Annotated in this window: 17 protein-coding genes and 1 pseudogene; 11 read left to right on the top strand and 7 right to left on the bottom strand. The window is 59.8% G+C overall.

All coding sequences use genetic code 11. From position 1 onward, the window contains the following. Nucleotides 1-21 precede the first annotated feature (21 nt). Nucleotides 22-1065 carry an MBL fold metallo-hydrolase gene (locus EJA70_RS20405; RefSeq protein ID WP_158833073.1) on the bottom strand — a complete coding sequence of 348 codons (1044 nt, stop codon included), beginning with the start codon at nt 1063-1065 and terminating at the stop codon, nt 22-24. A 215-nt stretch (nt 1066-1280) separates the two neighbouring features. Between EJA70_RS20405 and EJA70_RS20400 the strand changes: the two genes are divergently transcribed. The 4 genes and pseudogenes from EJA70_RS20400 to EJA70_RS20385 all read left to right on the top strand — a co-directional run bounded on the left by EJA70_RS20400 (nt 1281) and on the right by EJA70_RS20385 (nt 5319). Continuing rightward, the gene (locus EJA70_RS20400; protein WP_008084872.1) at nt 1281-1889 is read left to right on the top strand and encodes a TetR/AcrR family transcriptional regulator; all 609 of its coding nucleotides are present in this window, start codon (nt 1281-1283) and stop codon (nt 1887-1889) included. 170 nt (nt 1890-2059) lie between these two features. Beyond that, nucleotides 2060-3127, top strand: coding sequence for a diguanylate cyclase (locus tag EJA70_RS20395; protein ID WP_158833119.1), 1068 nt, complete (start codon nt 2060-2062; stop codon nt 3125-3127). A 192-nt stretch (nt 3128-3319) separates the two neighbouring features. Further along, nucleotides 3320-4639: a methyl-accepting chemotaxis protein gene (locus EJA70_RS20390; RefSeq protein ID WP_158833071.1), complete on the top strand. Its 1320-nt coding sequence runs from the start codon at nt 3320-3322 to the stop codon at nt 4637-4639. Nucleotides 4640-4785: 146 nt separating this feature from the next. Then, nucleotides 4786-5319 (top strand): annotated as a pseudogene (locus EJA70_RS20385) (DUF1003 domain-containing protein). Here EJA70_RS20385 and EJA70_RS20380 read toward each other — a convergent pair. Then, entirely contained in the window at nt 5320-6198 is an 879-nt protein-coding gene (locus tag EJA70_RS20380; protein WP_256677713.1) for a LysR family transcriptional regulator, read from the bottom strand. Nucleotides 6199-6335: 137 nt separating this feature from the next. Between EJA70_RS20380 and EJA70_RS20375 the strand changes: the two genes are divergently transcribed. Continuing rightward, nucleotides 6336-7034, top strand: a complete 699-nt coding sequence (locus EJA70_RS20375; protein WP_158833067.1) for a CTP synthase — start codon at nt 6336-6338, stop codon at nt 7032-7034. Continuing rightward, nucleotides 7034-7348 (top strand): antibiotic biosynthesis monooxygenase, encoded by a 315-nt coding sequence (locus EJA70_RS20370; RefSeq protein WP_158833065.1) that lies wholly within the window; start codon nt 7034-7036, stop codon nt 7346-7348. The genes EJA70_RS20375 and EJA70_RS20370 overlap by 1 nt, the downstream gene beginning before the upstream one ends. 124 nt (nt 7349-7472) lie before the next feature. On the opposite strand, the gene EJA70_RS20365 is transcribed toward EJA70_RS20370, so the two are convergent. Next, nucleotides 7473-7799 carry a DUF2025 family protein gene (locus tag EJA70_RS20365; protein ID WP_008084886.1) on the bottom strand — a complete coding sequence of 109 codons (327 nt, stop codon included), beginning with the start codon at nt 7797-7799 and terminating at the stop codon, nt 7473-7475. 221 nt (nt 7800-8020) lie between these two features. Here EJA70_RS20365 and EJA70_RS20360 point away from each other — a divergent pair, with 221 nt between their 5' ends. After that, on the top strand, nt 8021-9148 hold the full coding sequence (locus EJA70_RS20360; protein ID WP_158833063.1) for a glycerophosphodiester phosphodiesterase: 1128 nt from the start codon (nt 8021-8023) through the stop codon (nt 9146-9148). Continuing rightward, nucleotides 9149-9832 carry a helix-turn-helix domain-containing protein gene (locus EJA70_RS20355; protein WP_158833062.1) on the top strand — a complete coding sequence of 228 codons (684 nt, stop codon included), beginning with the start codon at nt 9149-9151 and terminating at the stop codon, nt 9830-9832. It abuts the gene before it with no gap. Nucleotide 9833: 1 nt separating this feature from the next. Here EJA70_RS20355 and EJA70_RS20350 read toward each other — a convergent pair whose 3' ends face one another. Continuing rightward, entirely contained in the window at nt 9834-10712 is an 879-nt protein-coding gene (locus EJA70_RS20350; RefSeq protein ID WP_158833060.1) for a sterol desaturase family protein, read from the bottom strand. 168 nt (nt 10713-10880) lie between these two features. Between EJA70_RS20350 and EJA70_RS20345 the strand changes: the two genes are divergently transcribed. After that, nucleotides 10881-11186, top strand: coding sequence for a PepSY domain-containing protein (locus tag EJA70_RS20345; RefSeq protein WP_007917758.1), 306 nt, complete (start codon nt 10881-10883; stop codon nt 11184-11186). Nucleotides 11187-11262: 76 nt separating this feature from the next. Here the strand turns inward: EJA70_RS20345 and EJA70_RS20340 are convergent, their stop codons facing one another. The 3 genes from EJA70_RS20340 to EJA70_RS20330 form a co-directional block, all read right to left on the bottom strand. After that, on the bottom strand, nt 11263-11640 hold the full coding sequence (locus tag EJA70_RS20340; RefSeq protein ID WP_158833058.1) for a hypothetical protein: 378 nt from the start codon (nt 11638-11640) through the stop codon (nt 11263-11265). Nucleotides 11641-11789: 149 nt separating this feature from the next. After that, a complete protein-coding gene (locus tag EJA70_RS20335) occupies nt 11790-12230 on the bottom strand; it encodes a hypothetical protein (protein WP_158833056.1) in 441 nt (146 codons plus the stop codon). 109 nt (nt 12231-12339) lie between these two features. Beyond that, complete coding sequence (locus EJA70_RS20330) at nt 12340-13965, bottom strand: methyl-accepting chemotaxis protein (RefSeq protein WP_178116937.1); 1626 nt, start codon at nt 13963-13965, stop codon at nt 12340-12342. A gap of 274 nt (nt 13966-14239) precedes the next feature. On the opposite strand from EJA70_RS20330, the gene EJA70_RS20325 reads away from it, so the two are divergent. Together EJA70_RS20325 and EJA70_RS20320 are read left to right on the top strand one after the other, a co-directional pair. Further along, complete coding sequence (locus tag EJA70_RS20325) at nt 14240-15262, top strand: transporter (RefSeq protein ID WP_008084903.1); 1023 nt, start codon at nt 14240-14242, stop codon at nt 15260-15262. Nucleotides 15263-15488: 226 nt separating this feature from the next. Next, complete coding sequence (locus EJA70_RS20320) at nt 15489-17102, top strand: inorganic phosphate transporter (protein WP_158833052.1); 1614 nt, start codon at nt 15489-15491, stop codon at nt 17100-17102. Nucleotides 17103-17234: the final 132 nt, after the last annotated feature.

Below are 17234 nucleotides of genomic sequence, written 5' to 3'. Positions count from 1 at the left end.
CAGCGAGCCAACTTCAGTCACTTAGGCGCTCTGCACCACCGCCTCGCTCTCCCCGTCAACCGCCAACCACCACGCCTCTCCACGCTGCGGCTGCGCCAGGTTAAACGCCTCGCCCATTCGCGGCGTGGTAATCGAAACACTGCGCTCCCACGCCAGCGCCAGAATCCGGTCGAACGGTTCATGCCAGGCATGCATCGCCAGGTCGAACGTGCCGTTGTGGATTGGAAGCAGCCACCGCCCCTTGAGGTCGAGGTGCGCCTGCAAGGTTTCTTCCGGCTGCATGTGCACGTGCGGCCATTCGACGTTGTAGGCGCCGGTTTCCATCAAGGTCAGGTCGAACGGGCCGTACTGTTCGCCGATGCGTTTGAAGCCGTCGAAGTAGCCGCTGTCGCCGCTGAAGAAGATTCGCGTGTCGCCGTCGATCATCACCCACGATGCCCACAACGTGCTGTTGCCGTCGAACAGGCCGCGGCCGGAGAAGTGCTGTGAGGGGGTGGCGACGAAGCGGATGCCGCCGATTTCCGCGCCCTGCCACCAGTCGTACTGACGCACTTGGCTGGCGTCGATGCCCCATTTGATCAGGGTGTCGCCGACGCCCAGCGGGGTCAGGAAGTAAGTGGTTTTCGCGGCCAGTGCCAACACCGCCTGGTAATCGAGGTGGTCGTAATGGTTGTGCGAAAGGATCACCGCTTCGATCGGCGGCAATTGGTCGAGGCTGATCGGTGGCTGGTGGAAGCGTTTCGGCCCGGCCCATTGCACCGGCGAGGCGCGTTCGGCGAAGACCGGGTCGGTGATCCAGAATTTGTCGCGCATTTTCAGCAGCAGCGTCGAGTGGCCGAGGCGGTAGACGCTGTGGTTTGGCGCCGCCAGGAGCTCTTCGCGCGTCAGCGGCTGCACCGGAATCGCCGACGCGGGCCGGGTGTCGCGCGGTTTGTGGAAGATCATGTTCCACATGATTCGCAGCATTTTGCGCAGGCCTTCGCGCTGCACCGGCGCATGATTGCGGAACAGTCCTTGAGCCTGGCGCGAGGCTTCAGGCGTAGAAACGGAATTGGAATGGGCCATGTCTGAGTGACTCCAGGAGAACCGCACAATTCACGGTTTTCCACGGTGGGACGATAAATGGCCATGGCTGCACGCAGTGGCCGAACATACGTTTTTTTAAGTTGCGAGGATTAACGCAACATTACACTCATCGGTGTAGTTTCAAGGTTGCATCAAACCCGGCGACAAGTAAACTGCCAAGTGTAATTTCATTTTTTTCCTGCCGAAGCGTACTTATGACAGCTCCACAGCGACTCACCGACCGCAAACGCGAAGCCATTATTCAGGCGTCGATTGCCGAATTCCGGGCCAATGGTTTCGAGGTCACCAGCATGGACAAGATCGCCGCCACTGCCGGTGTGTCCAAGCGCACGGTATACAACCACTTCCCCAGCAAAGAAGAGCTGTTCGCCGAGATTCTCAACCAGTTGTGGGCGCGCATCAGCGCCGAGCAGACGGTCAGCTACAACCGCGATCAGCCACTGCGCGAGCAACTGCGTCAGATGCTGCAGGCCAAGGTGCAGATGATGGCGGACGAAAACTTTCTGACATTGGCGCGGGTTGCAATTGCCGCGACGATTCATTCGCCCGAGCGTGCGCAAAACATGGTCGAGCGCATGGGTGAACGCGAAGAAGGCCTGACAGTGTGGATTCGAGCAGCGCAAGCCGATGGCCGCTTGAAACCGGTTGACCCGGAGTTCGCTGCGCATCAGTTGCAGGGCCTGCTCAAGACCTTCGGGTTCTGGCCGCAGATGTCCATGGGCCGCGCCGCCCTCGATGCCGACATGCAAAACACCGTGGCCGAATCGGCGCTGGACATGTTTCTGGCGCATTACCAGCGCTGAAACTCGCTCTGGATCACCCCTCTCCTGCGCGAGCCCTCCATTAAATGGCTCGGAAGGACACTGATTATTCCCGTTGGAATAAATGACAATGTCCGACAATCGACCGACGGACGGTCGGCCTGAAGAAATATACTGCAAAGTATTTCAGGATGAATTTCGCGCAGGGCCTCATGGAAAACCACCGCGGCAAAGGCTTGTCATTCGCCCGACGCATTTACCTGCCACGGGCCATTGGGCTGGGCGTCGGTTTTTTCAGCGTCGGCGCCGCGCTGTATCCGCTGGGCTTGCCGAGCTGGATCTGGGCATTGCTGTTGTTCAACGGTTTTGCCTGGCCGCATCTGGCTTACCAGATCTCCACGCGTGCGGCGTTCCCCTATCAGGCCGAGCGGCGCAATCTGCTCTATGACTCGATGTGCGGCGGTTTCTGGGCCGCGTGTTTCCAGTTCAATCCGCTGACCACCGTGACCATCCTGTCGATGATGACCATGAACAACGTCGCCGCCGGTGGCCATCGATTGTTCGTGTTCGGCGCCCTCGCCCAACTCGCTGGTGTGCTGTCGGGCTGGGCGATCTTCGGTTTCAAATTCAACCTGACAATGACGCAGACGCAAGTCTGGGCCTGCCTGCCGATGCTGACGCTGTACCCGTTGGCGCTGGGCATGGTCTGTTACCAACTGGCGATCAAACTCTCGCAACACAAGCGCGCGCTCAGTGCCCTCAGTCGCACCGACAGCCTCACCGGCCTGCTCAACCATGGCGCGTGGAAAGACCTGCTGCACCTGAAGTTTCAACAGTGCCGGCAACACAACACCGCCGCCACGCTGGCACTGATCGACATCGACCACTTCAAGGGAATCAATGACAGCTACGGGCATATCGTCGGCGACGCGGCGCTGCGCCAGTTGAGCAAGGCGCTCAAACACGTGCTCGATGAAGACGAGTTGGCCGGCCGATATGGCGGCGATGAGTTCTGCGTGATTCTGCCGACCCTGCCGCTGAACAAGGCCGAAGCTGTGATGGAGCAGTTGCGGGAAGCCTTGCAGCGGTATCGCCACCCCGATGTGCCCGAGCTGCGAGTGAGCCTGAGTATCGGTTTGGCGCGGTATCAAAACGTGTACAAGGACGCACTGGATTGGCTGGATGATGCCGACAAAGCGCTGTATACCGCGAAACACACGGGTCGTAACACGATCAGCGTAGCCTTGAGCCGCCCCGTCACTCAGGACGCTGGCGCCTGAAAACTTATACAAAATTGTAAAAAATTACTTTCTTGTACAAGTTTATGAAGTTTTGTATAAGTAGCCATCTGCCAGCCATGGAACGCTGGCATTGAGCAGTCACCGCCGAATGCCACCCTGCGTATTCGGCCTGCAAGCGCGGGAACAGGGACTGAATCACCCACTCGTCCCTCCTTCCAGAGTATTGCGAACATGTTTTTCAACCGTCACAAAGCTGCCCTCGACGAACTCCAGCACACCCTGACCGAACAATCCGGCCTGCTCGATGCGATCAATCGCTCGATGGCGGTGATCGAATTCAATCTCGACGGCGTGGTGCTGCGCGCCAACGACAACTTTCTCAAGACCATGGGCTATGCGCCCGAGCAGGTGATCGGTCAGGCACACCGGCATTTCTGCACGCCCGAATTCGGTCGCAGCGCCCAGTACAGTGAGCTGTGGTCACGTTTGAAAAATGGTCAGTTCCAGTCCGGCACGTTTGAGCGGGTCAATGGCCAGGGCCAGCCGATCTGGCTCGAAGCCAGTTACAACCCGATCAAGGATGCTTCCGGCCGCGTGGTCAAAGTGGTCAAGTACGCCATGGACGTGACCGCCAGGGTGCAGCAGGAAAGTGACGCCAATGCCAGGTTGCAAGCGATTGACCGGGCGATGGCGGTGATCGAATTCAATCTCGACGGCAGTATTCTCACGGCTAATCAGAATTTTCTGACACGCATGGGTTACACCCTCGCCGAGCTCATGGGCAAGCATCACCGTTTGTTCTGCACCGCCGCGCTGGTCCACAGCAGCGCCTATCAGGATTTCTGGCGACGCTTGAACCAGGGCGAATTTTTCCACGGGCAATTTGAGCGCGTCGACAAACGCGGGCAAACGGTGTGGCTGGAAGCCAATTACAACCCGGTCTACGACGCCGCCGGGCGGTTGTGCAAAGTGGTCAAGTTCGCCTCCGACGTCACCGCGCGGGTCGAGCAGCACGAACAAGATGCACGCAGCGCCAGCGCGGCCTATCACATCTCGGTGGCGACGCGAAAAGTCGCCGAGCAAGGCACTCAGGTGATTCAGCAGGCCGCCAGTGAAATGCGTGAAATCGCCGATGACATCGCGCAATCTTCAACCTTGATCGCCCAACTGGGCGAGCGCTCCGAGCAGATCACCGCCATCGTCAACACCATTCGCGCGATTGCCGATCAGACCAATCTGCTGGCGCTCAACGCCGCGATCGAGGCCGCGCGTGCCGGTGAGCAGGGTCGCGGTTTTGCCGTGGTCGCGGACGAGGTGCGGCAACTGGCGGCGCGCACCAGCGGGTCGACGGCCGAGATTTCCAACATGATCGGTTTGATCCAGAGTGAAACCCGTCAGGCGATCAAGAGCATGGACGGCACCCGAGGTCGTGCGGCGGACGGCGTCGAGTTGGCGAATCAGGCGGGGACGGTGATTTTGCAGATTCGTGATGGCGCCAGTGAAGCGGTGGAGGCAGTGAGCATGTTTGCCAATGAGCGGGCGCCGGGGTGATGTCTGAGGCAGTCCGGTAGATCGCGTCGCCGCCATCGCGGGCAAGCCTTGCTCCTACCGTAGGAGCAAGGCTCGCCCGCGAAGAGGCCGCCCACCACAACGCAGGGCTATAGTCATGGAATGTCCCACGCCCTGCCGAGTACCTCATGACCACTGAAAAACCCGCAACACCTGAAACAGCCCCCGTCGATCACCTGCGCTTCCACCGCCCCCACGCCCACCTCGCCACTACCTTCGGCAACGACACCTTCGCACTGCGCGCCGAGGCGTTTGCGCGGTTCTTCGGTACGCCGACGTTCCTCGGTGCGCAAACCTTGATCGTGCTGCTGTGGGTCAGCCTCAACGTTTTTGGCGCGACCACATTCGACGTCTACCCGTTCATCCTGCTGAACCTCGCGTTCAGCCTGCAATCGGCCTACGCCGCACCGCTGATCCTGCTCGCACAAACCCGTCAGGCCGCGCGCGACAAGGCGCAGGCGGACGCCGACGCGTTACACCGTGAAGCCCTCGCGCAGGCCAACACCGAGCGTCAGGCCCAAGCCGCGCAGAACACCGCGCAACTGCTCGAACTGCTGCAATAGAACACCCGCCTGACCGAGATGACCAAGAGCCTGACCGAACGCATCGAGAATCTCACCAGCGAGATGCATCAGCACATGAAGCAAAACCCGCAACGCTGATCAGGGCAAGCGTAACGCCCGTCCGAGTTCATCGAACAACGTCACCACCGAGCGCAACGCCCGGCAGTCCGGACGGGTCAGCAACCAAAGCGCCGTGTCATAACCGTGCAGCGGTTCGCCCAAGGCTTGCAAACCTTCGCTGATCAGAAAGTCCGGCAGCGCCGCTACACCCAACCCGGCGCGCACCAGTTCGGTGACGGACAACATGCTGTTGCAACGATAACTTGGTGTGACACCGGGCAATTGCTGGCGGCGCCAGGCGATCGTCGGGTGATCGGGCAGGAAGTCGTCCGGGGCAATCCAGGTGAGCGCGGCCAGATCCGTCGCATCGACGTTTTGCAGATAACGCGTACTGGCGCAGACCCGGTAGGAAATCTTCGCCAGTTGCCGTCCGACCAGGTGTTCTGGCGGTGTCCGCGTCAGGCGCAAGGCAATGTCGGCGTCGCGGCGGCTGAGGTTGGCGAAATCGTTGGACGTGCTCAATTCGATCGTCAGCGCCGGGTAGTTGGGCATGAATTGCGCCAGCGCCGGCAGCAGCAAGCTTTGCAACACCGAATCGGTACAGGTCAGGCGCACCGTGCCGCTGATCACTTCACCGCCCTGCTCTACCCCGATGCGCGCAGCGTCGAGCGCCTGCTCGGCGCGTTCAGCCTGTTCGGCGAGGGTTTGCGCGAGCGTGGTCGGCAGGTACCCGGCGCGACTTTTTTCGAACAGTTGCTGGCCGAGGGACGCTTCGAGGCGCCGCACCGCGCGAAATACCGTCGAGACGTCTACTTTCAACAGCTGCGCAGCGCGGGCCAGAGAGCCGCCGCGCACCAGGGCGAGGATCAGGGCCAGATCGGGATAGTCGAGTTGATAGTGCGTCGCTGCATTGATCACTTGGGGAAACGCCAATATTGAGTGCGTGGACGCCAATCTATAGTGAGCATCGCCAGCCGACAATCGCGTTCTCTCTGAGCCAGACCCAAAACCTGTGGTGAGGGGGTTCATCGATACATTCAAGATAAGGAATTCACATGGACGCTGTTTCCATCGCCCTGATCGGCGATTACGACCCGCAAGTGACTGCCCACCAGGCCATCCCGGTGGCCCTCGGTCTTGTCGCCGAACACTTCGGCCAGACGCTGCAATTGGAATGGCTGGCCACTGATCAGATCCACGCCGATACACCGCTGCAACACTTCGACGGCTTCTGGTGTGTCCCCGCCAGCCCGTACAAAAGTGAAGCCGGCGCCCTGCGCGCAATCCGTTTCGCCCGCGAGCACCAACGCCCGTTCCTTGGCACCTGCGGCGGTTTTCAGCATGCCGTGCTGGAGTATTCCCGCAACGTTATGGGCTGGGCCGATGCCGAACATGGCGAGACGTCGCCCGGATCGGCAAGGGCGGTGCTCACGCCATTGACTTGCTCGCTGGTCGAAGCCGTCGACGGCATCCATCTGCGGCCCGGTTCGTTGATCGCCAACGCGTACGAAACGTCCGATATTCATGAAGGCTACCGCTGCCGCTATGGCGTGAATCCGCAGTTCGAACGCGAGTTGTTGAGTAATCGATTACAGGCTGTGGGACACGATTGCTCAGGGGATTTGCGCGCGATTGAGCTGAAGGGCCATCCGTTTTTTGTCGCAACGTTGTTCCAGCCGGAACGCGCCGCCCTCAAGGGCCAGATGCCGCCACTGGTGCGGGCGTTTGTCGAAGCTTGCAGGGGGCCGCGCTGATGAAGCCAGAGGGCGATTATTTTGCGGTGATTTTCACCTCGACGCGCACCGAGGGCGACAACGGTTATGCCGAAGCGGCGGCACGCATGGCCGAACTGGTGCGCGAACAACCTGGTTTTGTTGGAGTGGAGTCGATTCGCGGGGCCGATGGCGTCGGCATCACCGTGTCGTACTGGCAGAGCGAGGCGGCGATTCTGGCGTGGCGACAGCATCCTGAGCATCGGCTGATCCAGGCGCGCGGGCGCGAGATCTGGTACTCGGCGTTTCATACGCGGGTGTGCAGGGTTGAACGCGAGTATGCGTTCGTGAGTTGAGTGTCATCGTGTATTGCGGGGCCCCCATCGCTGGCAAGCCAGCTCCCACAGGTTCTGTGAGCGCCGCCAATCTCTGTGGGAGCTGGCTTGCCAGCGATGGGGCCCTGCCTGTCACCGCAGATTCTCAGCCGTGCACCAGACTGCGCTGCGCCACAATCTCCGGCACTTCAACCTTCTGCATATACACCCGCAACGGTTCGGTGATGTTGATGCGCTCATCAATATTCTGGTCCAGCAGCAACTGGATCCGCTCTCGTTTGAGCGTCATGGTCTGCTCTGATGCCTGCGCCCAGACAAATTCACGGGTAGGCATGATGCCGTCGTCGGCGACGTCCATGCCGAACGAGTCTTCGCTGAAACGCACGATGTATTGATTGGTTTTACGGTTGAGGCCGACAAAGCCTTTGAGGTCGTCGGCGGCCTGGCAGATGAGTTGGGAGGTGATGCGCATGGTAAACCTCACGAAAAAGGATCGATGGTTTACACGCAGGGCAACTGCACGGAGCGCCCTCTGCCGGGACGTCTGCCGAGGGCAAGCGTACTGCAAACGGCGACACAAAAGTGCAGAAAAAAACGCTTTTAATACGTTTATGTCGGTCTGGCGATAGCACGCATTCGTTTCAATTGTTAAAAGGTACGTCTTTGAAACAGACCCGCGAAAGGATCTCGAACATGCCCGCCACTTTCACCAAAAGCGCCCTCATGCTGAGCCTGTTACTCGGCCTCGGTCAGGCGCAGGCCGCCAGCCAGGCTGAGCCCAACGTTGTCGCAGCGGCTCACGGCATTCCGCACCCGGCGGTGATCGCCCACCGTGGCGCGTCCTTCGATGCACCGGAATCCACCGCTGCCTCGTACAGACTGGCGCGTGATCTGGGTGCCGATTACCTGGAAATGGACTTGCAGCGCAGCAAGGACGGCGTGCTGTTCGCCCTGCACGACAACAACCTGCAACGCACCACTGACGTCGCGACCAAGTTCCCGGATCGCAAGGACAGCCCGGCCAATGCCTTCACCATGGCCGAACTGAAAACCCTCGACGCCGGCAGCTGGTACAACGCCAAATACCCGGATCGCGCGCGCCCGTCCTATGTCGGCCTGAAAATTCTGACCCTGGATGAAATCATCGACATCGCCCAGGCCAATGCACAGCACAAACCGGGCCTGTACATCGAGACCAAGGAGCCGCAACTGTTCCCCGGTATCGAGCACGATCTGAAAGAGAAACTGCAGGACCGTGGCTGGCTGAGCCCGGCTGGCTCCAAACTGGCGAAAAGCGCACTGGGCGTGGGTCAGGGCAAGGGCAAAGTGATTCTGCAAACCTTCGAGAAAAACAGCCTCGAACTGCTGCAGAAAGAAATGCCGCAAGTGCCGAAGATCCTCCTGTTGTGGGTCGGTGAAGGCGGCATGGACGCGAAGTCCAAGGTGACCTTCGCCGAGTCTGGCGAGAAGGACAAAAACGCCTACTACGGCAAGCAGGAACCGAAATCGGAAGCCGAGTTCAAGCAGTGGATCGACTACGCCAAGGCGCAGGGTGCAATCGGCACCGGACCGTCGGCGAAACTGACCCACGGCGGCGATCAGAGCTATTCGGATCTGGTGCAGCCGTGGATGAACAAGTACACCCACGATCAGGGTCTGTTGGTTCACGTTTACACGGTCGACGAGCCGGTGGACTTCGAGAAAGTCATGGCTGCCGGTGTCGACGGCATCTTCACCAACCGCGCCAGTGAACTGTTGAAGTTCTACAAACGCCCGGCGGCCGCCAGTGTCGATCAGCTGTTGAAGAACAATGGTTACTGAGTGACCGCACACACCGAGTGGACAGGCCGCCTCTGGCTGGGGCACGACTATGGCCTGATCCACGGAGTGTCGGGGCGCACCGCGCCCCATTCACACTATGCCCACCAGATCATCCTCGCCCCTGAGCGACCGGCAACGGTATGGCTCGATGGCGAAACCGTCAGCACCTCGCAATTGCTGATCGCCTCCAACACGCGCCACGCCATTATCGATGCTCCGGATCCGCTGTTGACCGTGTATGCCGAACCGTTGATGTTCGCCGCGCCAACATTGCGCGAAGCGGTGTTCTGCGCCGAACTGTCGCTGCCGGCATTGGATCAAGCGCTACGCCAATGCCCGCGACGTTCGCTGAGTGATCCACGGATCGCACGGGCGCTGGCGGCCATCGACGCCTCGCTGACAGACAAAGTCGCCGCGCGGGCGGTGGCCGACACGGCGAATCTGTCCCTGAGCCAATTGCAACGGTTGCTGGTCGATCACGTCGGCTTGCCCGTGCGCCGGTTGGTGCTGTGGCGGCGCCTGCGCATGGCGATGGCGTCGGTACTGGCGGGTGATGCGGTGACCATCGCTGCGCACAATGCAGGCTTCGCCGACTCGGCGCACTTCTCGCGCAGCCTGAAAAAACTCTTCGGGGTGACCGCGCGGCAGGCCTTGCAGCACATCGAGCTGCATCTGCTCGACTGACTCAACGACGCAGCGCGGCGGGCACTGGTGGCTCGCGATTTAGCGTTATCGTGGCTAACGGATCAAGCAGTTGCGCGACGTAGTCACGGGGAAAATCCGCTCGACTGCCGATCCCCAGATCGCCCGGCCCGATTCGATAATCCTCGGTATAGAACGCCGTGCCCAGCAGCCAGTCCCACAGGGTGAAGAACAGGCCGAAGTTGACGTCACCGGCGCGCCCGTACTTCATGTGATGAAAACGGTGCAGTGGCGCCCAGGCAAAGATCCAGCGCAAATATCCGGGGCGCATGTCGACGTTGGAATGTTGCAGCAGCAGTTGAATCGCGATGGCAAACGCCAGCAGCGCCGCCACTGGCGAAGGAATGCCCAGCACCAGCAAAGGCAGCAGCCCCGCCGACGCTTCCAGCAACTGATGCAGCGGATGCTTCATCAATCCGTTGAAGCCATATAAACGTTCTACGCTGTGATGCACCGCATGCAATCGCCACAGCCACGACACACGATGACTGGCGTAATGCATCAGGCTGATACCTGCATCAGCAATCAATATCGCCAATCCCAGTTGCAACCAAAGCGCCCAGCCTTTGGGCCATACGCCGTCAATCGCCAGCAGTGCGACCAACCCGGGCAAGGCGAGCAATCCCAGCGCACTCAACGCCTCGTTGACCAGCGCATGCAGGATATCGCGCCGCCGATCACCGGCCGCACGGTTCCAGCACACCTCATAGGGCAACGCCCATTCCGCCGCGAACGACACGGCCAGCGCCAACCCAAACAGCGGCAACAACGCCAGCGTCGAGACGTCGCTCAGCCACACCCCGGCGCCAATGAAGCCGGCCCAGAACAGCGGCGCATACACGCCTGCAAAGATACGTTTCATCTGCACCTCCATTGATCGAAGGCACAGCTTGAGATGTTCCGTTGTGCGGCAATTGAACAAACGACGCAATCGAACGCGGTGTTTTTAAGGGTGAGTTAAGTTGCGGTGATTAACCTGAACTCACTCAAACAGCACACCGCTCCGACAAACATTAAAAGGATTGAACCGATGAAAACCTTGACTGCCCTGTTTACTGCCGCCGCCCTGACCCTGACTGCTGGCCTGGCCCAGGCTGATGTTCGCGTCGACCAGATCCCTGAACTGGTCAAGTCCGGCAAGATCAAGTCGCTGGAATCGATGAACGCCGAAGCGCTGAAACTGCACCCGGGTGCGACCATCACTGACACCGACCTGGATAACCACTTCAACGGTTACGAATACGAAGTCGAGCTGAAAACCGCAGACGGCAAAGAGTTCGATGTCGACTTCGACGCCACCACCGGCAAGGTGCTGAGCAACAAACAAGACACTTGATCGCCTGAATGAAAACACCTGCACGGTGATGAGTCGTGCAGGTGTTTTTTTTGTTTTTACGAGGTCATTTAGAGGGTCATTCCAACACGTTCGAGAAAGACGAACTCGTACTGCTATTGAACGAGTGAACTTCAGCGCGAATCGTTTTTGAAGCGGCCACTACTCTTTCTTTCTGGTCTTCATTGAGGACAACAATTTTATAGCCAAAGTCGACCGTACCGACAACTTGATGCAGCTTCGACTTATCCAGAATCACATGCACGACAAAATGATCGCCTTCGCGGTAAACATGTCGGGCAACTTCGGTTTCGCCCATCATAACGACGATGACTTCACCGAGTACAAAATCACGAGCTGGAATGGCAACTCTAGGTGTCAGGACATCAACTTCATTTGAATAGATAACTGTCTTTTGCCCCGCGACAAGACTCATTGGTAACAATTCTTCGGCCATTGCCTTTCTCCTGATAAGTTCGCAAATCACCTATGCCCTGATCCGCTGGCATGTCAGGACTATCAGGCGCAGGCCGAAGACCGTCTACTGTCAGAAATTACAGGTGCAGACTCATTCAGGCGTAAAACCGCCGATAAAGCGACCAACGGTTATGCCGTTGTGCTGACCAGCGAGCCCGAGGTGCTGCTGTCCGAATCCTGCAGCGCCTGCAGCAAGGCCGATGTGGCGGTTTGCAGCGAAGCCGAGGTGCTGGCGATCTGCGCTTGAGCGGCAGCAACGTCGGCGGCTTTGGCCTCCGAGCTTTCCTGCTTGGCCTGCGCCGCTTGCAGCGATTGCTGTTGTTCCTGCAATTGCTTTTGCAGTTCGGCGATCTGCTTGCGCAGTTCTTTCACCGAATCCGATTCTTCGCTGCTGCTGGAACTGCTGCCACCCGAAGGCGCCGCGCCACCGGCCGCTTTCGGTGCGTCGGTGGCAGCCCCAGTGCTCGAAGAGGCGGCGGTTGCCGCGTCTTCGCTGACGTCGCTGATTGCGGTCTTGCTGGTCGAGGTGCTGAGGGTCTGGTTGATCGAAACAGAAGTGATGCTGACCATGGGAGTGCTCCAATGCCGGTGATAGATAACCGGTCATCGACCATGGCCGCGTCAATTTGAGATCGACTGTGTAGCGACTCGGTATCCGAACCGGTACACAGTCAAAGGGTCACGCGCTCAGGCGTGCAGTGACTTCGTTCAGTTGCCCTGACAGACCATGCAGGTTCTGGCTGGCGCTTTCAGTGCGCTGCACGTTGTCGAGGTTGGTGCTAGCGATCGAGGTGATCTCGGTGAGGTTGCGCGAGATATCCTCGGCCACCGAGGTCTGCTCTTCGGCAGCAGTCGCGATCTGACGGTTCATGTCGCGAATCGCCTCTACTGCATGGGTGATGCGCTCCAGCATTGCGCCCGCCTGGGTCACTTGCTCGACGCTTTCATCACTGCGCGACTGACCGCTTTCAATCGCTTGCGCCGCGTCGACCGCACCGGTCTGCACGTTCTGGATGATCTGGTTGATCTCGATGATCGACTCAGCGGTGCGTTGGGCGAGGTTGCGCACCTCATCGGCAACCACCGCAAAACCACGCCCGGCTTCACCGGCGCGCGCCGCTTCAATCGCAGCGTTGAGTGCCAGCAAGTTGGTCTGCTCGGCAATGCCGCGAATCACTTCCAGCACTTTGCCAATGCGCCCACTGTCCGCTTCCAGACGCCGGATGACGGTCGCGGTGTTGGCGATTTCGCCGCGCATCTGCGTGATCGAATGGATGGTGCTTTGCATGACCTTTTCACCCTGCTGGGCAGACTGGTCGGCATCGTCGGCGGCACGCGCGGCATCGGCGGCGTGACGTGCCACTTCCTGCGCGGTGGCGGACATTTCGTTCATCGCCGTGGCCACTTGATCGGTGCGGTTGAACTGCTCGTTGGTGCCACCGGCCATGGTCGTGGCAATCGCATTCAACTCGCCGCTGGCGCTGTCCAGATCGCTGGCGCTGCGTTGCAGACGGGTGAAGGTTTCAGCGAGGAAATCACGCAACGTGTTGGCCGCAGCGGCGAGGTTGCCCAACTCATCCTGGCGGTCGCTGACCACACGTTCAGCGAGTTTGCCGCGACTCAACTGAGTGACGTAGTCGATGAGCTTGCGAATCGGCTCGACCAGATTGCGGTTGACCAGCCACAGGCTCAGCAGGCCGATCACCACACCCGAAGCGAGCATCACCAACAGACCGAACAACACCGTGCGGTCGGCCTCGGCACTGATCAGCGCCGATTGATCGTTACCCTGCTTGCGCAATTCGGCGACCAGTTCGCTCATCTGGTCGCTGGTAGCACGGTCGACACCTTTGACGGCGTTGTCGCCTGCGCTCGGATCGCCGCCGGCAGCGACGTAGGCATCGCGGCCCTTCTGATAGGCGCTGCCCAACTGACGATGTTCTTCACGCAAACGTTCGATACGCGATTTCAGGCTCGACTCGATGCCTTTCTGGCTGGCCAGTTCACCGAGAATCTTCTGTACATCGCGCTGACGGTCTTCGAACTGGCTCCAGTACTTGGCCAGGTCCGCCGGTTGTTTGCCGCGCAGCAAAACGTTTTTCCATTCCTGCACCTGCACTTTGAATTGCAGGTTGGCTTCGTCGATCAGTTGCGAGGTGTGCAACGGGCCGGCGATCAACTGGCTGTAGCTTTGCACGCCGTTGGACAGGAAATGAAAGCAGGCCAGCGCGATCAACAACATCGCCAGCAGGCTGCCGCTCAGCAGGGCGAGAATTTGCGCTCTCAGGGATTTTTGCAGCATCACAGGTACTCATGACAGGGATGAGGCACGCCCAAAACGGGCGTGAAAAGTGGCCGGACTTCCCTGTCGGCGAACCTTGGCTCGAGGCCAATGGCGCGCAAGCTAACTCACCCGTGATCGGCGCGCCAGAGCGCTTCTTGAGATTTTCCCGACCGCTGGTAATGCGTTGATTTGACGTCATTTTGCTGTCACACAAACGTCATGTGACATTGCGATGATGCGGCTCAGTGAACCTGCCATTTGCGCGCCCGGCGCACCCTCTTCGCAGCGAGCCTTCATGAACCACAGCCTCGATATCAGCCATCGCGATCCTGATCTGTTTGGCCTGCTCTACGGCTTTCGTTTCCTGCCCGGCGAACGTGGCCGCGAAGTCGATTCGGCGACCGCTTTGCGCTGTTTGCAGGACGACAATGACAGTGGCGAATTTCTCTGGCTGCATCTGAACCTGGCTCACGCCGCCTGTGAACGCTGGATGAAAAGTCATCTGCAATTGCCCGAAGAATTTTTCGAAGCGCTGCACGAAGGTTCGCGTTCGACGCGCATCGAACACGTCGACTCAGCGTTGCTGGCGGTGGTCAACGATGTGGTGTTCAACCTCAGCAGCATGGTCTCCTCCGACGTGTCGACGCTGTGGGTCTGCGTGCGCAGCAAACTGATCGTCAGTGCGCGCTTGCAGCCGCTGCATTCGGTGGACAAATTGCGCTCGTCGGTGAAGGCCGGCGAGCGCTTTCGTTCACCGTCGGAACTGCTGGTGCATCTGCTCCGTGATCAGGGTGAAGTGCTGACGCAGATCGTGCGCAAGACCAGCCTGAGCGTTGACCAGGTCGAGGACGAATTGCTCTCCTCACGGCTGTCGACCAACCGCGCCGAACTCGGTGCCAACCGCCGGGTGTTGGTGCGCTTGCAACGGTTGCTGGCGCTGGAGCCGGGCTCGTTGCTGCGTCTGCTCAATCGCCCGCCGCCGTGGTTGCAGAAGGAGGACGTCAAGGAGTTGCGCAAGTCCACCGAGGAGTTTGCGCTGATCATCAACGACCTCACGGCGTTGGGTGAGCGGATCAAATTGCTCCAGGAAGAGATCGCCGCCAATCTCAACGAACAAAGCAACCGCACACTGTTTACTTTGACGGTGGTGACAGTGCTGGCGTTGCCGATCAACATCATTGCCGGTTTTTTCGGCATGAATGTCGGCGGCGTGCCGTTGTCGCAGGACCCGGAAGGGTTCTGGATACTGGTCGCGCTGGTGGCGACGTTTACCGTGATTGCCGGGCGTTGGGCCTTCCGTAAAAGAGGCGACTACTGACGTCTCCACACGCTCGTTCCCACGCTCTGCGTGGGAATGCATCAAGTGACGCTCTGCGTCACAGGGACGCGGAGCGTCCCGGGCGGCATTCCCACGCGGAGCGTGGGAACGAGCAGAAGACCGACGGTTGCGCTATTCATCCAAACACTGATCTGTCGCAGTCTCTCTGTAACATTCTGCAATGATCATGGGCGACACTCCTTCCCTCGCTCAGGATTGTCCTCCCATGGCTACTCCCTCCCTGACCGCCAGCTCGGCCTCCGCCGCCAGCGGCCGGCCGGCGCTCGACAAGAAAACCGGGCCGTTCACCTACGTGATTTTTTTCGCCGTGCTGGCGATGGGGATGCTGTTCACCGCCTACAGCCTGATGCACGACATGCACGAACTCGGCACGGTGGTCACCACGTGGACGCCGTTCCTGCTGCTCGGCGTGGCGCTGCTGATTGCGCTGGGCTTTGAGTTCGTCAACGGTTTCCACGACACCGCCAATGCCGTCGCAACCGTGATTTATACGCACTCGCTGCCGCCGAACGTCGCCGTAGTCTGGTCGGGGTTTTTCAACTTCCTCGGTGTGCTGCTGTCGAGCGGCGCGGTGGCGTTCGGCATCATCGCGTTGCTGCCGGTGGAGCTGATTCTGCAAGTCGGATCGTCTGCCGGGTTCGCGATGATCTTCGCCCTGTTGATCGCCGCGATCCTGTGGAACCTCGGCACCTGGTGGCTGGGTTTGCCGGCGTCGTCTTCGCACACGCTGATCGGCTCGATCATCGGCGTCGGTGTGGCCAATGCCTTGATGCATGGCCGCGACGGCACCAGCGGTGTCGACTGGGCGCAGGCAACCAAGATCGGTTACGCGTTGCTGCTGTCGCCGCTGGTGGGTTTCGGTTGCGCCGCGTTGTTGCTGCTGGCGTTACGCGCGTTCGTGAAAAATCGCTCGCTGTACAAGGCGCCGGAAGGCAACACCCCGCCGCCGTGGTGGATTCGTGGCTTGTTGATCCTGACCTGCACCGGCGTGTCCTTCGCTCACGGCTCCAACGACGGGCAGAAAGGCATGGGCCTGATCATGCTTATTCTGGTCGGTACGCTGCCGATGGCCTACGCGCTGAACCGCACCATGCCGGAAGAACAATCGCTGCAATTCTCTGCTGTAGCGCAAGTCACCCAGCAAGCGCTGGTGAAAAGTGCACCGCTGCCGACGCCGGCCGATCCACGCGCAGTGCTCTCCGATTACGTGCGCAGCAAGGACGCCACGCCGCAACTGATTCCCGCCCTCGCCGCCCTCACCGGGCACATCGGCGAAGAAGTCAGGGGCTACGGTTCGCTGGCGAAAGTCCCGGCCGAAGCCATGGGCAACGTGCGTAACGACATGTACCTGGCCAGCGAAAGCATTCGCCTGATGGACAAGAACAAGGTCGGCAATTTTGACGCCGACACCAGCAGCAAGCTGCAATTGTTCAAGCAACAGATCGACAACGCCACGCGGTTTATTCCGCTGTGGGTGAAGATCGCCGTGGCCATCGCGCTGGGGCTCGGCACCATGGTTGGCTGGAAGCGGATTGTGGTGACGGTCGGTGAGAAGATCGGCAAGACCCACCTGACGTATGCGCAGGGAGCCTCGGCGGAAACCGTGGCGATGCTGACCATTGGTGCGGCGGACATGTTTGGTTTGCCGGTGTCGACGACGCATGTGTTGTCCTCCGGTGTGGCCGGGACCATGGTCGCCAATGGCGGCGGCTTGCAGATGAAGACCATCCGCAATCTGCTGATGGCGTGGGTGCTGACATTGCCGGCGGCGATCCTGCTGTCGGGCAGCCTCTATTGGCTGTTCACCCAAATCTTCTGATGATTCCCCTGTAGGAGCTGCCGCAGGCTGCGATCTTTTGATCCTGTTTTTAAAGATCAAAAGATCGCTGCCTGCGGAAGCTCCTACAGGTAGCCGTATCAGAGAGATATAGTCCAAGGTATTGGTTAGAGC

It is taken from the genome of Pseudomonas sp. PB103 (genome assembly GCF_009764635.1).
GTDB lineage: Bacteria > Pseudomonadota > Gammaproteobacteria > Pseudomonadales > Pseudomonadaceae > Aquipseudomonas.
The sequence above is the reverse complement of the archived record's forward strand: the minus strand, read 5'-3'. Positions and strand labels throughout refer to the sequence as shown.

Excerpts from the sequence above, each read along its gene's own strand:
- EJA70_RS20405 (WP_158833073.1), bottom strand. The coding sequence starts at position 1,065 with ATGGCCCATTCCAATTCCGTTTCTACGCCTGAAGCCTCGCGCCAGGCT.
- EJA70_RS20400 (WP_008084872.1), top strand. The coding sequence starts at position 1,281 with ATGACAGCTCCACAGCGACTCACCGACCGCAAACGCGAAGCCATTATT.
- EJA70_RS20395 (WP_158833119.1), top strand. The coding sequence starts at position 2,060 with ATGGAAAACCACCGCGGCAAAGGCTTGTCATTCGCCCGACGCATTTAC.
- EJA70_RS20390 (WP_158833071.1), top strand. The coding sequence starts at position 3,320 with ATGTTTTTCAACCGTCACAAAGCTGCCCTCGACGAACTCCAGCACACC.
- EJA70_RS20375 (WP_158833067.1), top strand. The coding sequence starts at position 6,336 with ATGGACGCTGTTTCCATCGCCCTGATCGGCGATTACGACCCGCAAGTG.
- EJA70_RS20370 (WP_158833065.1), top strand. The coding sequence starts at position 7,034 with ATGAAGCCAGAGGGCGATTATTTTGCGGTGATTTTCACCTCGACGCGC.
- EJA70_RS20365 (WP_008084886.1), bottom strand. The coding sequence starts at position 7,799 with ATGCGCATCACCTCCCAACTCATCTGCCAGGCCGCCGACGACCTCAAA.
- EJA70_RS20360 (WP_158833063.1), top strand. The coding sequence starts at position 8,021 with ATGCCCGCCACTTTCACCAAAAGCGCCCTCATGCTGAGCCTGTTACTC.
- EJA70_RS20350 (WP_158833060.1), bottom strand. The coding sequence starts at position 10,712 with ATGAAACGTATCTTTGCAGGCGTGTATGCGCCGCTGTTCTGGGCCGGC.
- EJA70_RS20345 (WP_007917758.1), top strand. The coding sequence starts at position 10,881 with ATGAAAACCTTGACTGCCCTGTTTACTGCCGCCGCCCTGACCCTGACT.
- EJA70_RS20340 (WP_158833058.1), bottom strand. The coding sequence starts at position 11,640 with ATGGCCGAAGAATTGTTACCAATGAGTCTTGTCGCGGGGCAAAAGACA.
- EJA70_RS20335 (WP_158833056.1), bottom strand. The coding sequence starts at position 12,230 with ATGGTCAGCATCACTTCTGTTTCGATCAACCAGACCCTCAGCACCTCG.
- EJA70_RS20325 (WP_008084903.1), top strand. The coding sequence starts at position 14,240 with ATGAACCACAGCCTCGATATCAGCCATCGCGATCCTGATCTGTTTGGC.
- EJA70_RS20320 (WP_158833052.1), top strand. The coding sequence starts at position 15,489 with ATGGCTACTCCCTCCCTGACCGCCAGCTCGGCCTCCGCCGCCAGCGGC.